Here is a 14,767-nt window from a genome sequence, read left to right as displayed (position 1 = left end):
TCACTCTCCTACTTTTGTTCGTAATGGGCGGCTTTCTCGCTGCCCGATAACGCCGGTAATGTGCCGCTGAATGGCGCTGTTATCCTGATAAACCGGAGCGGGTGCCAGAAACAGCTCAGCCACCAGCATCGGCTTTTCTTTTACCCACAGGCGAGAGCGACGCGCCCACAATACATCGTCATTAACAGTAAGGCGGGCCAGCTGCAGGGCGTCACGGCGCGCGCTCTGATCGGTAAACACCCGGTAACCCAGGGGCGACTCTCCCAGCCGGGCAATGTCCTGCTCCTCACCCGTCATGGTCGGCACAGGGATCAGCGTGCGGCCAAACACCCAGGGTACACCGTCGCCATGTAAGAGTACGATACGCTCCAGGCAATCCACTGGCCCCAGCATCGCCTGTTCATCAGGCTGTAAGCTGCTGGCTTTGATCGGCTCCTGCGCCAGCAGAAGCACACTGAACTGATGACAATAACGGGCAAAACGGCGTGACAACGAGCCATTTTCCTGCAACCAGCTTTGCAGTTGCGGCTGATTGAGGTGTATGTTTTCTGTCAGTTGCCAGTCGGCATTGTCCAGAGCGGACTGATATATCTGCTTGAATTTCGACATCTTCCCAATTCAATTCCTAGAAAGGGTGATAGAATGTGGCCAATTGATAACACTGAATGATGCCCTATTGTAGCAAGCCGTCACGGACAGGAATATCATTCCTCGCCAAAGTAGGCACTTGGGTAACAGATTTTTCCCTGATACAGATGGATAGCAAGATGAAATCTCTACTCCTGACATTGGCGATGGTGCTGATTACCCTGACTCAGCCTGCGCTGGCACAATCTGCGCCGGCAAAGACCCCTGAATACAGTTATTTCACCCTGACGCCGGATATCACCACTAACTATATCACCCAAAGTAAAAAGCTGGGTTATCTGCGCCTGCAGGTCGATCTCATGGTCTCCGACCCGGACTATATCCCTCTGGTTGAACACCATGCGCCGCTTATCCGTGATGCCATTATCCAAATCATTGGCGAACAGCCGGAAGTGAAAATCAAGTCTCTGGCCGGTCGCGAAGCCATACGCCAGCAATGCCTGGACAAAGTGAATGACCTGCTGATAGCAGAGACCAACCAAAAGCTATTAACTGAGCTGCTGTTCACCAAATATCTGTACCAGTAACCTCAGCAAAACAATCAACACCGCCATAACCTGTGGTTTAGAGGTTACAAAAAAAGCGCCCGGTGGGCGCTTTGGTCTTTTTCCCGTATTTCATTACAGTGTATCAGGCTGCAGCATGCGCCTTGGCATGTTGCGAAGCAATATACTCTGCCACCGCCTGTTGCTGATCACTACTCAGATACAGCCCCAGTTTGCTGCGCCGCCACAGAGCATCGTCTGCGCTGACAACGAACTCACGGCTCATCAGGTAATCGAGTTCTCTGGCGTAAAAACCTTCGCCAAAATGCTGCCCCATCTCCGCTTCACTGCTGACACCTTCCAGTATCTGCCAGCTCATGATCCCGTAATTCGTTGCCATGCGATCTGCGGTAAACGCGCTCATCCAGCTAAAACGGTGGCGTAAATCAGCACTGAGGCGCTCACGGTCAAAATCCGCCTCGCCGCCGGGCAGGCAGGCTTGCGCCGTCCAGGCCGGTCCCATGTCCGGGAAGAAAGGTGCCAGCTTGCGCAGTGCCGATTCCGCCAGCTTGCGATAGGTGGTCAGCTTACCGCCAAACACAGACAGCAAGGGCGGCTGAGAGCCTTCCTGTTCCAGTTCCAGGGTGTAATCACGGGTCACGGCTTGCGGTGAGTCTGATTCGTCATCACACAGCGGACGGACGCCGGAGTAAGTCCATACCACATCCTGACGCTGCAGCTTGTGCTTAAAGTGATCGTTGTACACGTTGAGCAGGTAGCGGATTTCGTCTTCATCAATCGCCACCTTACGCGGGTCACCGTGATATTCCACATCTGTGGTACCAACAATGGAGAATCTGTCCAGATACGGAATCACAAATACGATTCGATTATCTTCGTTTTGCAGAATGTAGGCCTGAGGCTCATCGTGCACGCGCGGTACCACTATGTGCGAACCTTTGATCAGGCGAATATTGCGTGGCGACGGGGTATCCAGGCTGGTGTCATAAAAGGTTTTCACCCAAGGGCCGGCCGCATTCACCAGTGCATGCGAGCGACGGATGAAACGCTCGCCGGTCTGACTATCGAGCACAGTCACTTGCCACAGCTCGCCATCACGCTCGGCCTTTTCAACACGACAGCGGTTACGGACTTCACCGCCACGGGCCGCAGTTTCCATCGCATTCAAGATAACCAGACGGGCATCATCGACCCAGCAGTCTGAATATTCAAAGCCGCGGGTAATTTCAGGCACCAGGGCGGAATCCGCGCCAAAGCGTAATCCTTCACTGGCTGGCAGCGTGGTGCGTTTTCCTAAGTGATCATACAAAAACAAGCCAGCCCGAATCATCCAGGCAGGACGCAGGTGCGGCCGGTGCGGCAGGCGAAAACGCATTGGCCGGGCAATATGCGGGATCTTGCGCAGCAGAACTTCTCGCTCTGCCAGGGCTTCGCCAACCAGACGAAACTCGTAATGCTCAAGATAACGCAGACCCCCGTGGATCAGCTTTGAACTGGCAGACGACGTCGCAGATGCAAAATCATCGGCTTCAAACAATGCCACTTTCAATCCGCGACCTGCGGCATCTGCGGCAATACCCGCGCCGTTAATGCCACCCCCTACGACGATAATATCCAGAATCTCATTTGCTGCTGTCATGCCTTTCACCTGTGCCTTAACTGCGCTGCGCTCTTACCGAATACATTTCCTCTCTGCTTATATTAGGACATGCATTCGAAAGTGTTCACTTTGTATAAATGTTCGATATCGCTCAATATAGCCAATTGGAAAGCGAATATCATCCTTTTTATGCTCGAAAAATGACACTGATATGATCATACGCACAAAAAAAGCTGCCTTATCAGGCAGCTTTCCGAGAATGTGCAGGCAGATTAATGCTCGCCGCGACCGTTATGAGCGAAAACGCTCATAACAAGGTCAGTCAGTCGATTATGATTTCGAGATGGGTATCCAGCTCTGCCATCCGCTTGGCCAGCGGCTCTGGTGGTGTTTTATTGGTGAACAGCATATCAATCTGGCTGATATCACCCAGATTCACCATGGCATTGCGGCCGAATTTCGTATGATCGACACCCAGCATGACACAGCGGCTGTTTTCTATAATGGCTTGTTTTACCCGTACTTCGTGATAATCGAAATCCAGCAGGGAGCCATCGAGATCAATGCCGCTGATCCCTATGATGCCAAAATCCAGACGGAACTGAGAGATGAAATCCAGGGTCGCTTCGCCCACTATACCGCCGTCACGATTACGCACTTCACCACCGGCCAGAATCACCCGGAAATCATCTTTCCCGGTCAGAATACCGGCCACGTTCAGGTTATTGGTCACGATCCGCAAATCTGAGTGGTCCAGCAAGGCGCGTGCAACCGCTTCCGGCGTGGTTCCTATATCAATGAACAGCGTGGCGCCGTCGGGGATATGCTTGACCATCGCCTGCGCGATACGATCTTTCTCGGCCAGTTGCATCACTTTACGGGTTGTGTAGGAGGTGTTGACCGAGCTGGACGGCACAGTCGCCCCGCCGTGATGGCGCCGGATTTTATTCTCTTCGGCCAGCTCATTGAGATCCCTGCGGATTGTTTGCGGGCTGACGTTAAAACGGGCAACCAGGTCATCGGTACTGACATAGCCCTGAGTTTTCACGAGATCGATGATCTCCTGATGACGTTTGCTTTGCTTCACTGCTGTTACTGCTCCTGATTGACGAAGTTCCAATGACCGTAGTGGCCCGCTTTCCGGGCGTGCTCATCTTACTGGGCAATCGGTCTGGTTACTAGGTAAGTGATCCCACTCCTGGCTGAAACCTTAATGTGCCGAATCCGCCGGCTGTCGCAGATGCGCATCGACAAAGGCCAGCAGACACCCTGAGATCAGCCCGAACAGATGCGCCATATTAGCCACTTCAAATCCCATCACGCCGACGAAACCTAAAACCAGCCAGACCAGCATAAAGACGACATAGCCATTGGGAATAGTGAGGCCCCGCGATGGTGCCAGCCAGCCCAGCCACCACAGGTAGCCCATCAGCGCGTAAACCACCCCGGATAACCCGCCGAAGTTAGGGCCGTGGAACCAGAACTGTGCAAGGCCGGAGACCAGCGCGGAAACGATGAAGACTTCCAGTAACTTGCCGCTGCCGCTGTGCCGCTCAAGCCGTCCGCCCAGCACCCACCACCACAGACAGTTGAATATCACATGCAGTGCGGAGAAATGGATCAGGCTGTGAGACACATAGCGCCAGACTTCCCAGCTGTCTCCCTGCATGGTAGGAAAATGCAGCCAGTAAAAAAGCGGCGCCTGCCAGCCCAGCAACCAGCCGCCGTATATGCCGACCGCCAGCACCATCACCAGCAGACAGACAGGACCGGCACCCGATTTCACCATGTCAATCATACTGGGACTGTCATAGCGAAACGACGGTTGCTGACGGCGGTTAGCCACCTGCCAGGAGGCAGCCTGGTATTTCTGATCGTCAGGATGGCGGATAAACTGCTGCCACTCGGCTTCGGTTTCTACCTGATGCGCTGGGTCAGACAACCAAATGGCAAACTGGCCGCCGGGTTCAGCGGCCAGGGTAAGTTCAATACCACGGGAGGCCATATAATCTATAAAGGCCTGTGCCATTCGGGGGTTATTGAGCACGGCGATGCGCTGCATCTCAGACTCCCTGTTGAAATTTGTGCGCCGCAGGCGTCGCTGGCAAGCGCAGGATGATCATCTGGCTGAATTACTGCTCAACACACGGATAAGCCTGACGGCGCCACGCTTCAAAGCCGCCGTCCATGCTGTACACGGTTTCATACCCCTGATTAATCAGATACTGGGCAGCCCCCTGAGAGCTGATCCCATGGTAGCACATCACGATCACCGGCTGCTCGAAGTCAACGTCATCCATAAAACTGACCATAGAGTCATTGGTCAGGTGAAAAGCAGACGCCGGATGAGATAAAGCGTGGGATTGAGGATCGCGAATATCGACCAGTACCGCCTTAGTGTCGGACTGTTGTAATAATGCGTACGCTTGCTCAACCGAAATATGTTCAAACTGCTCCATGATGACCTCATTCTGTAATTATCAACCGGGGTGCCAGCATCTGGCTGCGCTAATCCCCCTCATCACACGATCTGACGCGACATGCTATCGACGCGAAAACCAGCAATGGTGGACCCAAGGGATCCTGGCGCATTCAGCACTGTATCCCCTACTCATTCAATGCCAGCCAGTATACTCAGTTACTCACAGCTTTGAAAAAAATCTGGCTGCCTTTTGCGTGCGGGCTTTGCCGAATATCCTTACAGGATCGAGAGTTAGTCTGGCTGGCTGGGCCAGCCAGTAGCCTGCTGATCATAGTTTCGCCAGCTGTGGAAAAAACTGTGAATAGCGTTGATAATGTGTTTCTGCCCAAAAGGATCCACTAGATATAGTAAAGATCCGATCAAAGCCTGTGGATAACATTTTTAGCCTCAGCCGGCTATGCCAGCAGCCACTCAGCAAACCGCCATTCCATAGGTGTTCAGGCACAAAAAAACCGGCTCAAAGCCGGTTTCTTCATTCAATAAGTTTGTGGATAGAAAATCCAGCGACCCGCAGGGATCCTCATCCCAAGGATCCTACACCATGCGGATCGTTACAGAGCGTCACCGACGGCATCTTTCAACTTGCGCATCGCGTTTTTCTCCAGCTGGCGGATTCGCTCGGCTGAGACACCATAATGATCAGCCAGATCCTGCAATGTGGACTTATCGTCCTCCAGCCAGCGTGAACGCACGATATGCTGACTGCGGTCATCCAGATTCGCCAGTGCCAGTGACAGACGATTGTTGGCGTGATCTTCCCAGTTATTTTCTTCATAGCTGAGCGCCACGTCAGATGACTTGTCTTCCAGAAAATACACAGGTGCTGTGTAGCTGTTTTCACGTTCGTCATCATCAGCCGGCATATCAAAGGTGGCATCCTGCGCGGCAAGACGGGACTCCATCTCACGCACTTCACTGGTTTCTACACCCAGTTGCTCGGCCACCATTTCGACTTCTTCATTGTTAAACCAACCAAGGCGCTTTTTCGCCTTACGCAGGTTGAAGAACAGTTTACGCTGAGCCTTAGTGGTCGCGACTTTCACGATCCGCCAGTTACGCAGCACATACTCATGAATTTCAGCCTTGATCCAATGGACAGCGAAAGACACCAGCCTGACACCCACTTCCGGGTTGAAGCGTTTTACCGCCTTCATCAGACCAATATTGCCTTCCTGAACCAGATCAGCCATTGGCAGGCCATAACCTGTATAGCCGCGGGCAACATGGACTACAAAGCGCAGGTGCGACAATACCAGACTGCGGGCAGCCTCAATATCACCGTCATAATGCAGACGCTCAGCTAACTCCCGCTCCTGCTCGGCTGTCAGCATCGGATGGCTGTTTACAGACCGGATATAGCCTTCCAGGCTATCAGCAGAAACTAAAGCTAATGAAGTCATCTCTTTTGTCATTCAAGTAACCCCTGTGGATGCTTTGCCAGGGCCAAATACCCTGGACTTTCACCTAAATCAAGCAGCATTACACTGCCAGACCGACAATAATGCCTTCAATGCTGCACAAAATGCAAGCATGCGTAACCAATACGTAGAGTCTTATTCATCACATTGGTTCAATTTCTTTTAAGTGTCTGCCGGCTGAAAGACGGGCTGCCAGTATGCCCAGCAGAGCCGATAAGAGAATGAGTAGCAGGCATTCATCCCAAGCCAGACCGGTTAGGTGGAAATCACTGCCATACAAAGCGGCCAGCTTATCAACTGCACTTTCCAGTATAAAGCTTACCAGCGTAGTGAGCACTAACGCAGACACCGAGGCCAATAAGCCATACCAGGCGCCTGTGTACAGAAATGGCCGCAGAATATACGTGTTGGTCGCCCCGACCAGTTTCATAACCTGCACCGCCTCTTTCTGATTTTGCAGCTGAAGACGCAGCGTATTACCCACTATCAGGAACACGGCCAACAGCATCAGGCCAGCCATGATCATGGTCAGCGTGACACTGAGTTGCTTGATGGCTTCAAGACGCTGCAGCCAGTCGCTGTCCAGCCGGACATCATCCACACCAGCCTGCTCACTGAGCTTGCGGGCCAGTATTTCCGCCTGGCTGCCCGACTGCCATTGCACCGACGGTTTGATAATCAGCACCGCCGGTAAGGGATTTTCATCCAGCAGGCTCAGGGCCTTGGCAAAGCCTGCGTGCTCACGGAATTCATCCAATCCCTGCTGAGGAGAGACATAATCCGCCGAACTGATTTCCGTCCAGCCCGCCAGACTCTCTCTCAGGGTGCGGGCGTCTGCATCGCCGGCACCCGGCGCCATATAAACAGTCAGCTGAGTCGGGTTCTGCCAGGCCTGGCTGACAATCGCAATATTCTTTGCCGCCAGATAAAAACAGGCCGGTAAGGTCAGGGCAAAGGCCAGCACTGCCAGCGTCAGGACATTGCCCACCGGACGGCGCCATAGATCAGTGAGTGCCTGCTTACCCACCTGACGCTGGACAGAGAACCAGCTTTGAGCTTTACGCGCCATACGCCACCTCGCGCAAACTGCCCTGGTGTAAATCAAGCCGTCTGTAACTGTGACGGCTTAATAAAGAGGTGTCGTGCGTGGCCATCAGTACACTCACCCCAACCCGGTTAAATTCGGCAAACAGTCCCATCATCTGCTGGGACAGATCGGCATCCAGATTACCGGTCGGTTCATCCGCCAGCACCACCAGCGGTTTATTGACCACGGCCCGGGCAATCCCGACCCGCTGCTGTTCCCCGCCGGACAGCTGAATCGGCAGGCATTGTGCTTTATCCAGCAGGCCGACTTTATCCAGTGCGGCGGAAACCCGTCGCTTCACATCACCGGCCGGAGACTGGGCGATTTGCAGTGGCAGCGCCACATTGTCAAACACAGTCCGGTCCATCAACAGTCTGTGATCCTGAAAAATCATCCCGATGTGACGGCGAAGAAAAGGAATCTGATGGCTGTCTATCCGGGTAATATCATGATCATTGAAGAAAATCCGGCCGTCACTCGGCCGTTCAACTGCGGCGATCAATTTCAACAGCGTGCTTTTACCGGCACCGGAATGGCCGGTGAGAAAAGCCATCTCACCTTTTCCCAGATGGAAATCCACTTTTTGCAGGGCCTGGCGACCGCCCCGATATGCTTTACTGACCTGCTGAAACCGAATCACAGTTAATCCTCGTCGCTGAACAGAGCCTCAATAAATTCCTGGGCGGCAAAAGGACGCAAATCTTCAATACCTTCACCAATACCAATGTAACGGATAGGGATATTGAATTGATCTGCGATGGCAAAAATTACACCACCCTTAGCCGTGCCATCCAGTTTGGTCAGTGTAATACCAGATACTGGTGCCACTTCACTGAACAGTTTGGCCTGACTGATCGCATTCTGGCCAGTACCGGCATCAACGGTCAGCATAATTTCGTGCGGCGCCAGCGGATCAATTTTCTGCATCACCCGGACAATCTTACGCAGCTCTTCCATCAGATTGCCTTTGTTCTGCAGACGGCCGGCAGTATCGGCAATCACCACATCGACATTGCGTGCTTTGGCTGACTCAATCGCATCGTAGATCACTGAAGCACTGTCGGCACCGGTATGCTGGGCGACCACAGGCACGTTATTACGATCGCCCCACACTTGCAGCTGCTCTACCGCCGCGGCACGGAAGGTATCCCCAGCGGCCAGCATGACTGACAGCCCCTGCTGCTGGAATTGCTTGGCCAGCTTACCGATAGTGGTGGTTTTACCTACGCCATTCACACCCACCATTAAAATCACATAAGGCTTGCGGCTGGTATCAATCACCAGTGGCTGCTCAACTTTTGCCAGCATCTCACTCAGCTCCTCTTTCAGCAGACCGTACAGGGCCTCGCCGTCTTTGAGCTGTTTGCGGTCGGCTTTTTCGGTCAGGTTTTCGATAATCTTGAGCGTGGTGTCCATACCGACATCTGCCACCAGCAGCTGCTCTTCCAGCTCTTCAAACAGATCATCATCAATCTGCTTGCCCCGGAATAAACCGAAGAAGCCAGCCCCTAGATTATTGCGGGTTTTCTTCAGCCCTTTCATCAGCCGGGCAAAGAAACCCTCGCGCTGCGGTTTTTCCTGCACCGCCGGCTCCTCAGAAACAAGGGCCGGTTCAGCCGCGGCTTGCAGGCTTGGTGGCTGTGCATCTTCTTCTGCCGGCCGGATATGTGTATCTGCCTCGACATCCAGATGCACACTCTGCTCAGGTAATTCGGGCTCGGCGTCGCGGTGCGTCAGCGGGGCTTCCGCATCCGCCATGTCCTGATGAGGTGGAACCGACTCCTCTGCAGAAGCAGGCTGCGTTTGTGCCTCCTGAGTCTGTTCCGGCTCTATGGTCTCTTCTTGCGGTTTATGTTGTTCTTTTTGCTCGGTTTGTTCTTCTTCACCAAACCCCAGCCATGAAAATAATCCGCGCTTCTTTTTTTCTGCCATTGGCAAATCCTAGACATTGATTGGTACAATTTACGGCCTGAAAATAAAGGGCCTGTTTATCTTTGGGCTTGCCAGCTTAGTAGGCCTGGCGAACATAACCAATCGTCAGGGTAACAACGAACAAACACAAAGATAATCAGGCCCATGTATACTACCACTTTCTCTACGGTCGAAGAAATGTATGACTAGACGTAAGACGCATTCCGGACACAAAGCTAACCCGCCCAGCCAGGCAGGCTTTGTACGTATCATCAGTGGCCGCTGGCGAGGACGTAAACTGCCGGTCCACGATGTTGCCGGGTTACGCCCGACAACCGACCGTGTCAAAGAAACCGTTTTTAACTGGCTTGCCCCGGATATCCACGGCTCACGATGTCTGGATCTCTTTGCCGGCAGCGGCAGCCTTGGTCTTGAAGCCTTATCGCGTGGTGCGGAGCACCTGACACTGCTGGAGCTAGACACGAAAGCCGCCAGTCAGCTGAAGCGTAATCTGGACACCTTAGAGACAGATAAAGCTGAGCTGCATCAGACCGACAGCCTGTCTTTTCTCAATAAACCGGGGTCGGCTTTTGATCTGGTGTTTATTGATCCGCCTTTTCGGCGCGACATGCTGCCGGAGGTGATTCGCCTGCTGGAAGCCAATGGCTGGCTGACCCCGCAAGCCCTGATTTATCTGGAAGCAGAAAAAGAACTGGGACTGCCTGATACGCCCGAACACTGGCAGCTCATCAAAGAAAAATCGGCGGGACAAGTTTGCTACCGCCTGTATCAAAGAGAGGAAATATGAAAGCGCTGATTTTACTGGCGAAAGTGGCGATCGGATTTGTCTGGGCGGTACTTTTGCTGAACCTGTTCCACCCTTTCCCGGGTGTGGCGGCAATCGCACTGTATATCATGACGGCGTTTCTGCTGGCGATGCACGGCCTGCAAATGCTGATTTTCCTCGGTGCGTTTGGTGACAAACTGTCTCTGAGTCGCTGGGAAAAATGGTCGATACTGATTTTCGGCATCTTTGCTTTGCTGGATATTCGCCGCAAGCACATGGTGTAAAAAGCTAACGGCAAGGGTGCCTGGCTGGTGCCCTTCGTTTATCCTGCTCTTCAGCAGTCAGTCTCAGGTTTATCGGTGCCACATTGCCAGCACCAGTCAAACTGACCTTCGTTCTCTTCGCCGCAGGACACACATCGCCAGCGCCGCTGATTGCCCGTCTCGTACCCGGCAAGTAACTGGCGTGCCTTTACCGCATCCTGTTCCGATACCCAGAGTGTCACCTGTACCACATCAGCCGGTAATTCACCGGCAGCCGCCCCGAGATTCTCCCCGGTCAGACGCACCGCCAAACCGGCATGTTCCAGCAATCCTTTCAGGGTATGCGCTTCAAGGCTGTTGCCCGCCCGGTAGATCTGTTGCCAGCTAGCTGCCATTACCAATCTCTTCTCTTTATCATCAGCGTAGCAGCACACTGACCACTAAGAGCGACTGGGCAAGATAATAGGTAGTCATGATACTGCCTGTCGCAGCTCTGAAATTGCCTCTGAACCGGTCCAGGGCCAGCAAAGTATCTGATACCAGAAAGACCATCGCCCCGGCAAAAGCGGCGAGGCCGGCGCCTGTTCGGGTGGTTAGCCAGTACTCACCCGCCGCCCAGGTCATTTGCAAAATCACCCCTATATATACTCCAACCGGCAGAGCCAACCGGCCCAGAGACGGCAGCAACAACAGATAAACGATAATCCCGGCCCCCATCAGCAAGGCAGGCAGCCACCACACTATCGGGCCAGACAATTCATTCCAGAAGGCCAGTGAATACACTATGTGCGCCAGCAGAAAACTGGTCAGGCCCGGCAAAAACTTGTCTTTGGGCAACATAAGGAAAATGTCCCCGGCGACGGAGCACAACAGACCGGCAATGATCCATTGCTGGTATCCATCACCCTGGCCAAACTGCAGGATTGTTGCCAGCAGCAAGACAATCGTCAGCGGCTTAAACAAATAAAACTGCCACTGTGGACCGCGATAAGCGGCATTGATATGTAACAAAGCAGAAAAAGAGACGGCTAACCAGACCCACATACGTTCACCCGAGTTATCAAAGCTGTGACAGTGTAAAAAGCAAACGCCGTTTGTCTAGCTCAGATAGGCCAGAAACCCGGTCAATTCTCACCTCTGTGATCCATCACACTTTCATATAACTTATTCCTTTACCGCCACTTTTATTCCTTTTCGTTCAATGCTATGGCTGCATCTCCCAGGCTGGTCACAAAAACAGTGCAGTTCCGCTGTCAAAAGCGTCAGGCTCATACTAATGCGATAAATACCGCTTTAGTTTAGCCATCAAGAAACGAAAACAGATAGAAACCACGTTCAAAATAAAACATAAAAATTAATAAAAACAAATAAATAAAATAAAACCCAGCACCAAAATCAGCTCAGAGCTTCCTTAAGTTATTTTACCTAACATCTACACAGTTACAGAGCGTTGAATGTCGATAAATAACGAAAATCGTATGCAAAAACCTAACCCGGCTGTATACCTGAACCGGTTTTCTTTAGTTTTATCACGAAAAACAATGATAGCTAACGCCAGATGCCGCCAGAGCACAAAACCATAAGCAGAACTTAAACACGGATAAAAACAAAAACACGAATATATTAAAACAACAAAATAATCAAATACTTAAAATAAAATTAAAACTTAACAACCCAATCAGATTGTTTTTTGACCTCACCATTTTCATCAGCCAAATGTCATCAACAAAGGGATTTCATGACAACTAAAAGTAAATTTATTGCTAAATATCACACTCTTCCTTTGATCGAGCGACAAAAAAAGTGCTATTCTTTTCTTACACCAATTTTCCAGCAACATAACAGGAGCCTATAACTATGTTATCACCCTCTCAAAAACAAGGGCTTGTCATGATCGCCGTTGTCGCCGGTCTCATGTTGCTGCCTGTGCTTTATTAAGCAAAAGATAAAATTAGCCAATAAAAAAGGTGCCTGAGGCACCTTTTTTATTTTGTCGCTATCATGCGCCACCCGTTACGGATCCAACTTTATATGGTGCCAATTGTTAGAGTAAAACCACAGCGCCAAGGCGGTCATGCCTAACACTAACAACACGGCAACCGCCCACACCCTGCGCGCGCTGCGGGGCGTCAGCTCTTTTTCGCACTCCTGACAGGCCCGGCGAAAGCCACGACTGTCATCCAGGCTAAATCCTTCCTCATGCACCACTTTATTGCGTATGGTGGCCACATAACGCAAGGTGGGGATGATCTCGTGAGGCAAACGCTCTTCACAACTGGTAATTAACTGATGCAGCCCTTTTCCTTCCGCATGATAATGGTGCCGCAGCAAATGCTCGAGTCGCCGGCTCCGGCTCACCACTAATTCAATCTCTGACACCCACATCTCTCCTGCTACCTGCTTCTTCTTTAACCTTACAGGGAGATCAGCCAGTTGCAAATCTACCGGCGGCGATCTCACCATAACCGCATTCTGTCACAGACAATCCGATATACACTCAAGCATAATAGCGGGCAGTTACCTAAGGAGCCTGCTATGCCCGTTAACCCTTTTCTGATTCTTCTGGTGTTACTTGTTGTTGCTGTCGCCTCATTCGTTCACATCTACCGCCGTCATCTGTCGGGCAACGCAGCGATAGAAAAAACAATAGAGGTGCTGATACTCGATAAACAGAGTGTCGCTGTCGGCAATACTCCACCAGGCGGTGACAGTGAGGAATATTGGCTTTATGTCCAGCCGGTAACAGGCGGCCCCAAACGTGATTTCCAGATAGGGCCGCACTATTTCCACGCCCTGAATGCCGGTGACTCAGGTACCCTGACCTACCGGGGGCGACGATTTATGCACTTTGCACTGAAGCGCTGACAAATGTCGCCATCGTCTGTAAGACAATACATCAGGGCACCAGCCAGGCCGTCAACCGGTGACGGCTAAGCAGCCAGCTCGCCAGCAAAGCAAGCCCGCCGGCCACCAGAGTCCAGAACGGGATCATCACAACAGGATGAATAAAGTACCAATCAAACGCTCTGACCGGCCACAGAAAAATCGGGTGCAGCAAGTAAATACCCAGACTATAGCGACTCACAAAGGCCAGTTTGGCAAGCATACCTTCACTGAGGCGATCGGCAATATAACGGCACACCACAAAAACCATCGCGGCGATGAGCACAGTATTCAGGGTTTTGTAAGACAGCCAGCGGCCAACAGTGTATTCACCCGCTGCAAAGCTGCGGCTGAGTACCATATAATCTGTCAGCAGCAATGCCGCTATCCCCAAAGGCAGTAACCAGCCCAGTGTCGGCCAGGAATAGCGATAAAGGCAATAGCCCAGCAGCAAGTACCCACTGTACAGCACCAACTGGTGGCTCCAGGGGCCATCGATATAAAACAAAAACAAAGCCGTCAGCAGCATCCACACCAGCGTCACCCCTTTCACTGCTGTCGGATCAGCCCGCTTCACCCACGCCTGCAAAAACGGCATCACCAGATACAAAGGCAGAAAATAGTAGAAGAAGCCCAGGTGATAATAGGTTTCGTGTTCCGGCATGTTAGCCAGTGTCGCCATCGCGGTACTGCTCTGATAGCCATCTAAGGTCAGGCCTGAAAAAAACGCATAAAACACCGACCACACCAGAAAAGGGAGCAATACCTTGCCCAGCCGCCGCCGGACATAATAGCCAAACTCAAACGGCCGGGTGTCTGTCAGCATGAGCGCGCCACTGATCATGATAAAGACAGGCACAGCCCAGCGGCTGAAGCTGTTATAACTCACCGCAGTTATCCAGGCATGGTCCGGGATCTGCCCGAGCAGTTCACGGTAAGGCCCTAACACATGAATCACAACCACAGCGGTGGCAGCAACACAGCGCAGTAAGTCGACAAAGACTATTTTTTCCCGCATGGGATCTCCTTCACTTGTTACAGCCCCTCTTTCGATACTAAAGCGCCATGAGCGGCCTGATCAGAATTTGTGCATACCTCACTGGCGTACAATCTAAGCAAACTAAAGGCAGACGCTTATCAGTATGTTATCAAATTGATAATTTGAATGATGTTTTATTAAAT

At 52.0% G+C, this 14,767-nt stretch carries 17 protein-coding genes; 4 read left to right on the top strand and 13 right to left on the bottom strand.

Annotation, left to right across the window (positions count from 1 at the left end; translation table 11 throughout):
* A complete protein-coding gene (locus Q4491_RS04885; RefSeq protein ID WP_303455254.1) occupies positions 1-609 on the bottom strand; it encodes a chorismate lyase in 609 nt (202 codons plus the stop codon).
* Positions 610-767: 158 nt separating this feature from the next.
* On the opposite strand from Q4491_RS04885, the gene Q4491_RS04880 reads away from it, so the two are divergent.
* On the top strand, positions 768-1,175 hold the full coding sequence (locus Q4491_RS04880) for a flagellar basal body-associated protein FliL (RefSeq protein WP_192016030.1): 408 nt from the start codon (positions 768-770) through the stop codon (positions 1,173-1,175).
* A 103-nt stretch (positions 1,176-1,278) separates the two neighbouring features.
* Here the strand turns inward: Q4491_RS04880 and glpD are convergent, their stop codons facing one another.
* The 8 genes from glpD to ftsY form a co-directional block, all read right to left on the bottom strand.
* On the bottom strand, positions 1,279-2,793 hold the full coding sequence (gene glpD / locus Q4491_RS04875) for a glycerol-3-phosphate dehydrogenase (protein ID WP_303455248.1): 1,515 nt from the start codon (positions 2,791-2,793) through the stop codon (positions 1,279-1,281).
* Positions 2,794-3,076: 283 nt separating this feature from the next.
* Positions 3,077-3,841, bottom strand: a complete 765-nt coding sequence (locus Q4491_RS04870) for a DeoR/GlpR family transcriptional regulator (protein ID WP_218384509.1) — start codon at positions 3,839-3,841, stop codon at positions 3,077-3,079.
* Between the two features lie 123 nt (positions 3,842-3,964).
* On the bottom strand, positions 3,965-4,816 hold the full coding sequence (gene glpG, locus Q4491_RS04865) for a rhomboid family intramembrane serine protease GlpG (RefSeq protein WP_192016033.1): 852 nt from the start codon (positions 4,814-4,816) through the stop codon (positions 3,965-3,967).
* 70 nt (positions 4,817-4,886) lie between these two features.
* A complete protein-coding gene (glpE, locus tag Q4491_RS04860) occupies positions 4,887-5,213 on the bottom strand; it encodes a thiosulfate sulfurtransferase GlpE (RefSeq protein ID WP_161458539.1) in 327 nt (108 codons plus the stop codon).
* 574 nt (positions 5,214-5,787) lie between these two features.
* Positions 5,788-6,648: an RNA polymerase sigma factor RpoH gene (gene rpoH / locus Q4491_RS04855; RefSeq protein WP_192016034.1), complete on the bottom strand. Its 861-nt coding sequence runs from the start codon at positions 6,646-6,648 to the stop codon at positions 5,788-5,790.
* Between the two features lie 148 nt (positions 6,649-6,796).
* Complete coding sequence (gene ftsX / locus Q4491_RS04850; RefSeq protein WP_303455232.1) at positions 6,797-7,723, bottom strand: permease-like cell division protein FtsX; 927 nt, start codon at positions 7,721-7,723, stop codon at positions 6,797-6,799.
* Entirely contained in the window at positions 7,713-8,381 is a 669-nt protein-coding gene (ftsE, locus tag Q4491_RS04845) for a cell division ATP-binding protein FtsE (RefSeq protein WP_027250514.1), read from the bottom strand. The genes ftsX and ftsE overlap by 11 nt, the downstream gene beginning before the upstream one ends.
* 2 nt (positions 8,382-8,383) lie before the next feature.
* Positions 8,384-9,673: a signal recognition particle-docking protein FtsY gene (gene ftsY / locus Q4491_RS04840; RefSeq protein ID WP_303455228.1), complete on the bottom strand. Its 1,290-nt coding sequence runs from the start codon at positions 9,671-9,673 to the stop codon at positions 8,384-8,386.
* A 181-nt stretch (positions 9,674-9,854) separates the two neighbouring features.
* Between ftsY and rsmD the strand changes: the two genes are divergently transcribed.
* Together rsmD and Q4491_RS04830 are read left to right on the top strand one after the other, a co-directional pair.
* Positions 9,855-10,460 (top strand): 16S rRNA (guanine(966)-N(2))-methyltransferase RsmD, encoded by a 606-nt coding sequence (gene rsmD, locus Q4491_RS04835; protein WP_192016037.1) that lies wholly within the window; start codon positions 9,855-9,857, stop codon positions 10,458-10,460.
* Positions 10,457-10,723, top strand: a complete 267-nt coding sequence (locus tag Q4491_RS04830) for a DUF1145 domain-containing protein (RefSeq protein ID WP_027250511.1) — start codon at positions 10,457-10,459, stop codon at positions 10,721-10,723. The genes rsmD and Q4491_RS04830 overlap by 4 nt, the downstream gene beginning before the upstream one ends.
* Before the next feature lie 50 nt (positions 10,724-10,773).
* On the opposite strand, the gene Q4491_RS04825 is transcribed toward Q4491_RS04830, so the two are convergent.
* The 3 genes from Q4491_RS04825 to Q4491_RS04815 all read right to left on the bottom strand — a co-directional run bounded on the left by Q4491_RS04825 (position 10,774) and on the right by Q4491_RS04815 (position 13,081).
* Positions 10,774-11,097, bottom strand: coding sequence for a DUF2007 domain-containing protein (locus Q4491_RS04825; RefSeq protein WP_218384518.1), 324 nt, complete (start codon positions 11,095-11,097; stop codon positions 10,774-10,776).
* 22 nt (positions 11,098-11,119) lie between these two features.
* The gene (locus tag Q4491_RS04820) at positions 11,120-11,746 is read right to left on the bottom strand and encodes a lysoplasmalogenase (RefSeq protein ID WP_303455223.1); all 627 of its coding nucleotides are present in this window, start codon (positions 11,744-11,746) and stop codon (positions 11,120-11,122) included.
* A 969-nt stretch (positions 11,747-12,715) separates the two neighbouring features.
* Positions 12,716-13,081 (bottom strand): DUF4145 domain-containing protein, encoded by a 366-nt coding sequence (locus tag Q4491_RS04815; protein WP_192016107.1) that lies wholly within the window; start codon positions 13,079-13,081, stop codon positions 12,716-12,718.
* Positions 13,082-13,237: 156 nt separating this feature from the next.
* Here Q4491_RS04815 and Q4491_RS04810 point away from each other — a divergent pair, with 156 nt between their 5' ends.
* Positions 13,238-13,567 carry a DUF2500 domain-containing protein gene (locus Q4491_RS04810; RefSeq protein ID WP_303455220.1) on the top strand — a complete coding sequence of 110 codons (330 nt, stop codon included), beginning with the start codon at positions 13,238-13,240 and terminating at the stop codon, positions 13,565-13,567.
* Between the two features lie 31 nt (positions 13,568-13,598).
* Here Q4491_RS04810 and Q4491_RS04805 read toward each other — a convergent pair whose 3' ends face one another.
* Positions 13,599-14,603: an acyltransferase gene (locus tag Q4491_RS04805; RefSeq protein ID WP_218384522.1), complete on the bottom strand. Its 1,005-nt coding sequence runs from the start codon at positions 14,601-14,603 to the stop codon at positions 13,599-13,601.
* Between the last annotated feature and the right edge of the window lie 164 nt (positions 14,604-14,767).

It is taken from the genome of Photobacterium sp. 2_MG-2023, from assembly GCF_030547675.1.
In the GTDB taxonomy this organism is placed as follows: domain Bacteria; phylum Pseudomonadota; class Gammaproteobacteria; order Enterobacterales; family Vibrionaceae; genus Photobacterium; species Photobacterium arenosum.
This window is presented reverse-complemented; position numbering and strand designations above follow the sequence as displayed.

Excerpts from the sequence above, each read along its gene's own strand:
- Q4491_RS04885 (WP_303455254.1), bottom strand. The coding sequence starts at position 609 with ATGTCGAAATTCAAGCAGATATATCAGTCCGCTCTGGACAATGCCGAC.
- Q4491_RS04880 (WP_192016030.1), top strand. The coding sequence starts at position 768 with ATGAAATCTCTACTCCTGACATTGGCGATGGTGCTGATTACCCTGACT.
- glpD (WP_303455248.1), bottom strand. The coding sequence starts at position 2,793 with ATGACAGCAGCAAATGAGATTCTGGATATTATCGTCGTAGGGGGTGGC.
- glpG (WP_192016033.1), bottom strand. The coding sequence starts at position 4,816 with ATGCAGCGCATCGCCGTGCTCAATAACCCCCGAATGGCACAGGCCTTT.
- glpE (WP_161458539.1), bottom strand. The coding sequence starts at position 5,213 with ATGGAGCAGTTTGAACATATTTCGGTTGAGCAAGCGTACGCATTATTA.
- rpoH (WP_192016034.1), bottom strand. The coding sequence starts at position 6,648 with ATGACAAAAGAGATGACTTCATTAGCTTTAGTTTCTGCTGATAGCCTG.
- ftsX (WP_303455232.1), bottom strand. The coding sequence starts at position 7,723 with ATGGCGCGTAAAGCTCAAAGCTGGTTCTCTGTCCAGCGTCAGGTGGGT.
- ftsY (WP_303455228.1), bottom strand. The coding sequence starts at position 9,673 with ATGGCAGAAAAAAAGAAGCGCGGATTATTTTCATGGCTGGGGTTTGGT.
- rsmD (WP_192016037.1), top strand. The coding sequence starts at position 9,855 with ATGACTAGACGTAAGACGCATTCCGGACACAAAGCTAACCCGCCCAGC.
- Q4491_RS04830 (WP_027250511.1), top strand. The coding sequence starts at position 10,457 with ATGAAAGCGCTGATTTTACTGGCGAAAGTGGCGATCGGATTTGTCTGG.
- Q4491_RS04825 (WP_218384518.1), bottom strand. The coding sequence starts at position 11,097 with ATGGCAGCTAGCTGGCAACAGATCTACCGGGCGGGCAACAGCCTTGAA.
- Q4491_RS04820 (WP_303455223.1), bottom strand. The coding sequence starts at position 11,746 with ATGTGGGTCTGGTTAGCCGTCTCTTTTTCTGCTTTGTTACATATCAAT.
- Q4491_RS04810 (WP_303455220.1), top strand. The coding sequence starts at position 13,238 with ATGCCCGTTAACCCTTTTCTGATTCTTCTGGTGTTACTTGTTGTTGCT.
- Q4491_RS04805 (WP_218384522.1), bottom strand. The coding sequence starts at position 14,603 with ATGCGGGAAAAAATAGTCTTTGTCGACTTACTGCGCTGTGTTGCTGCC.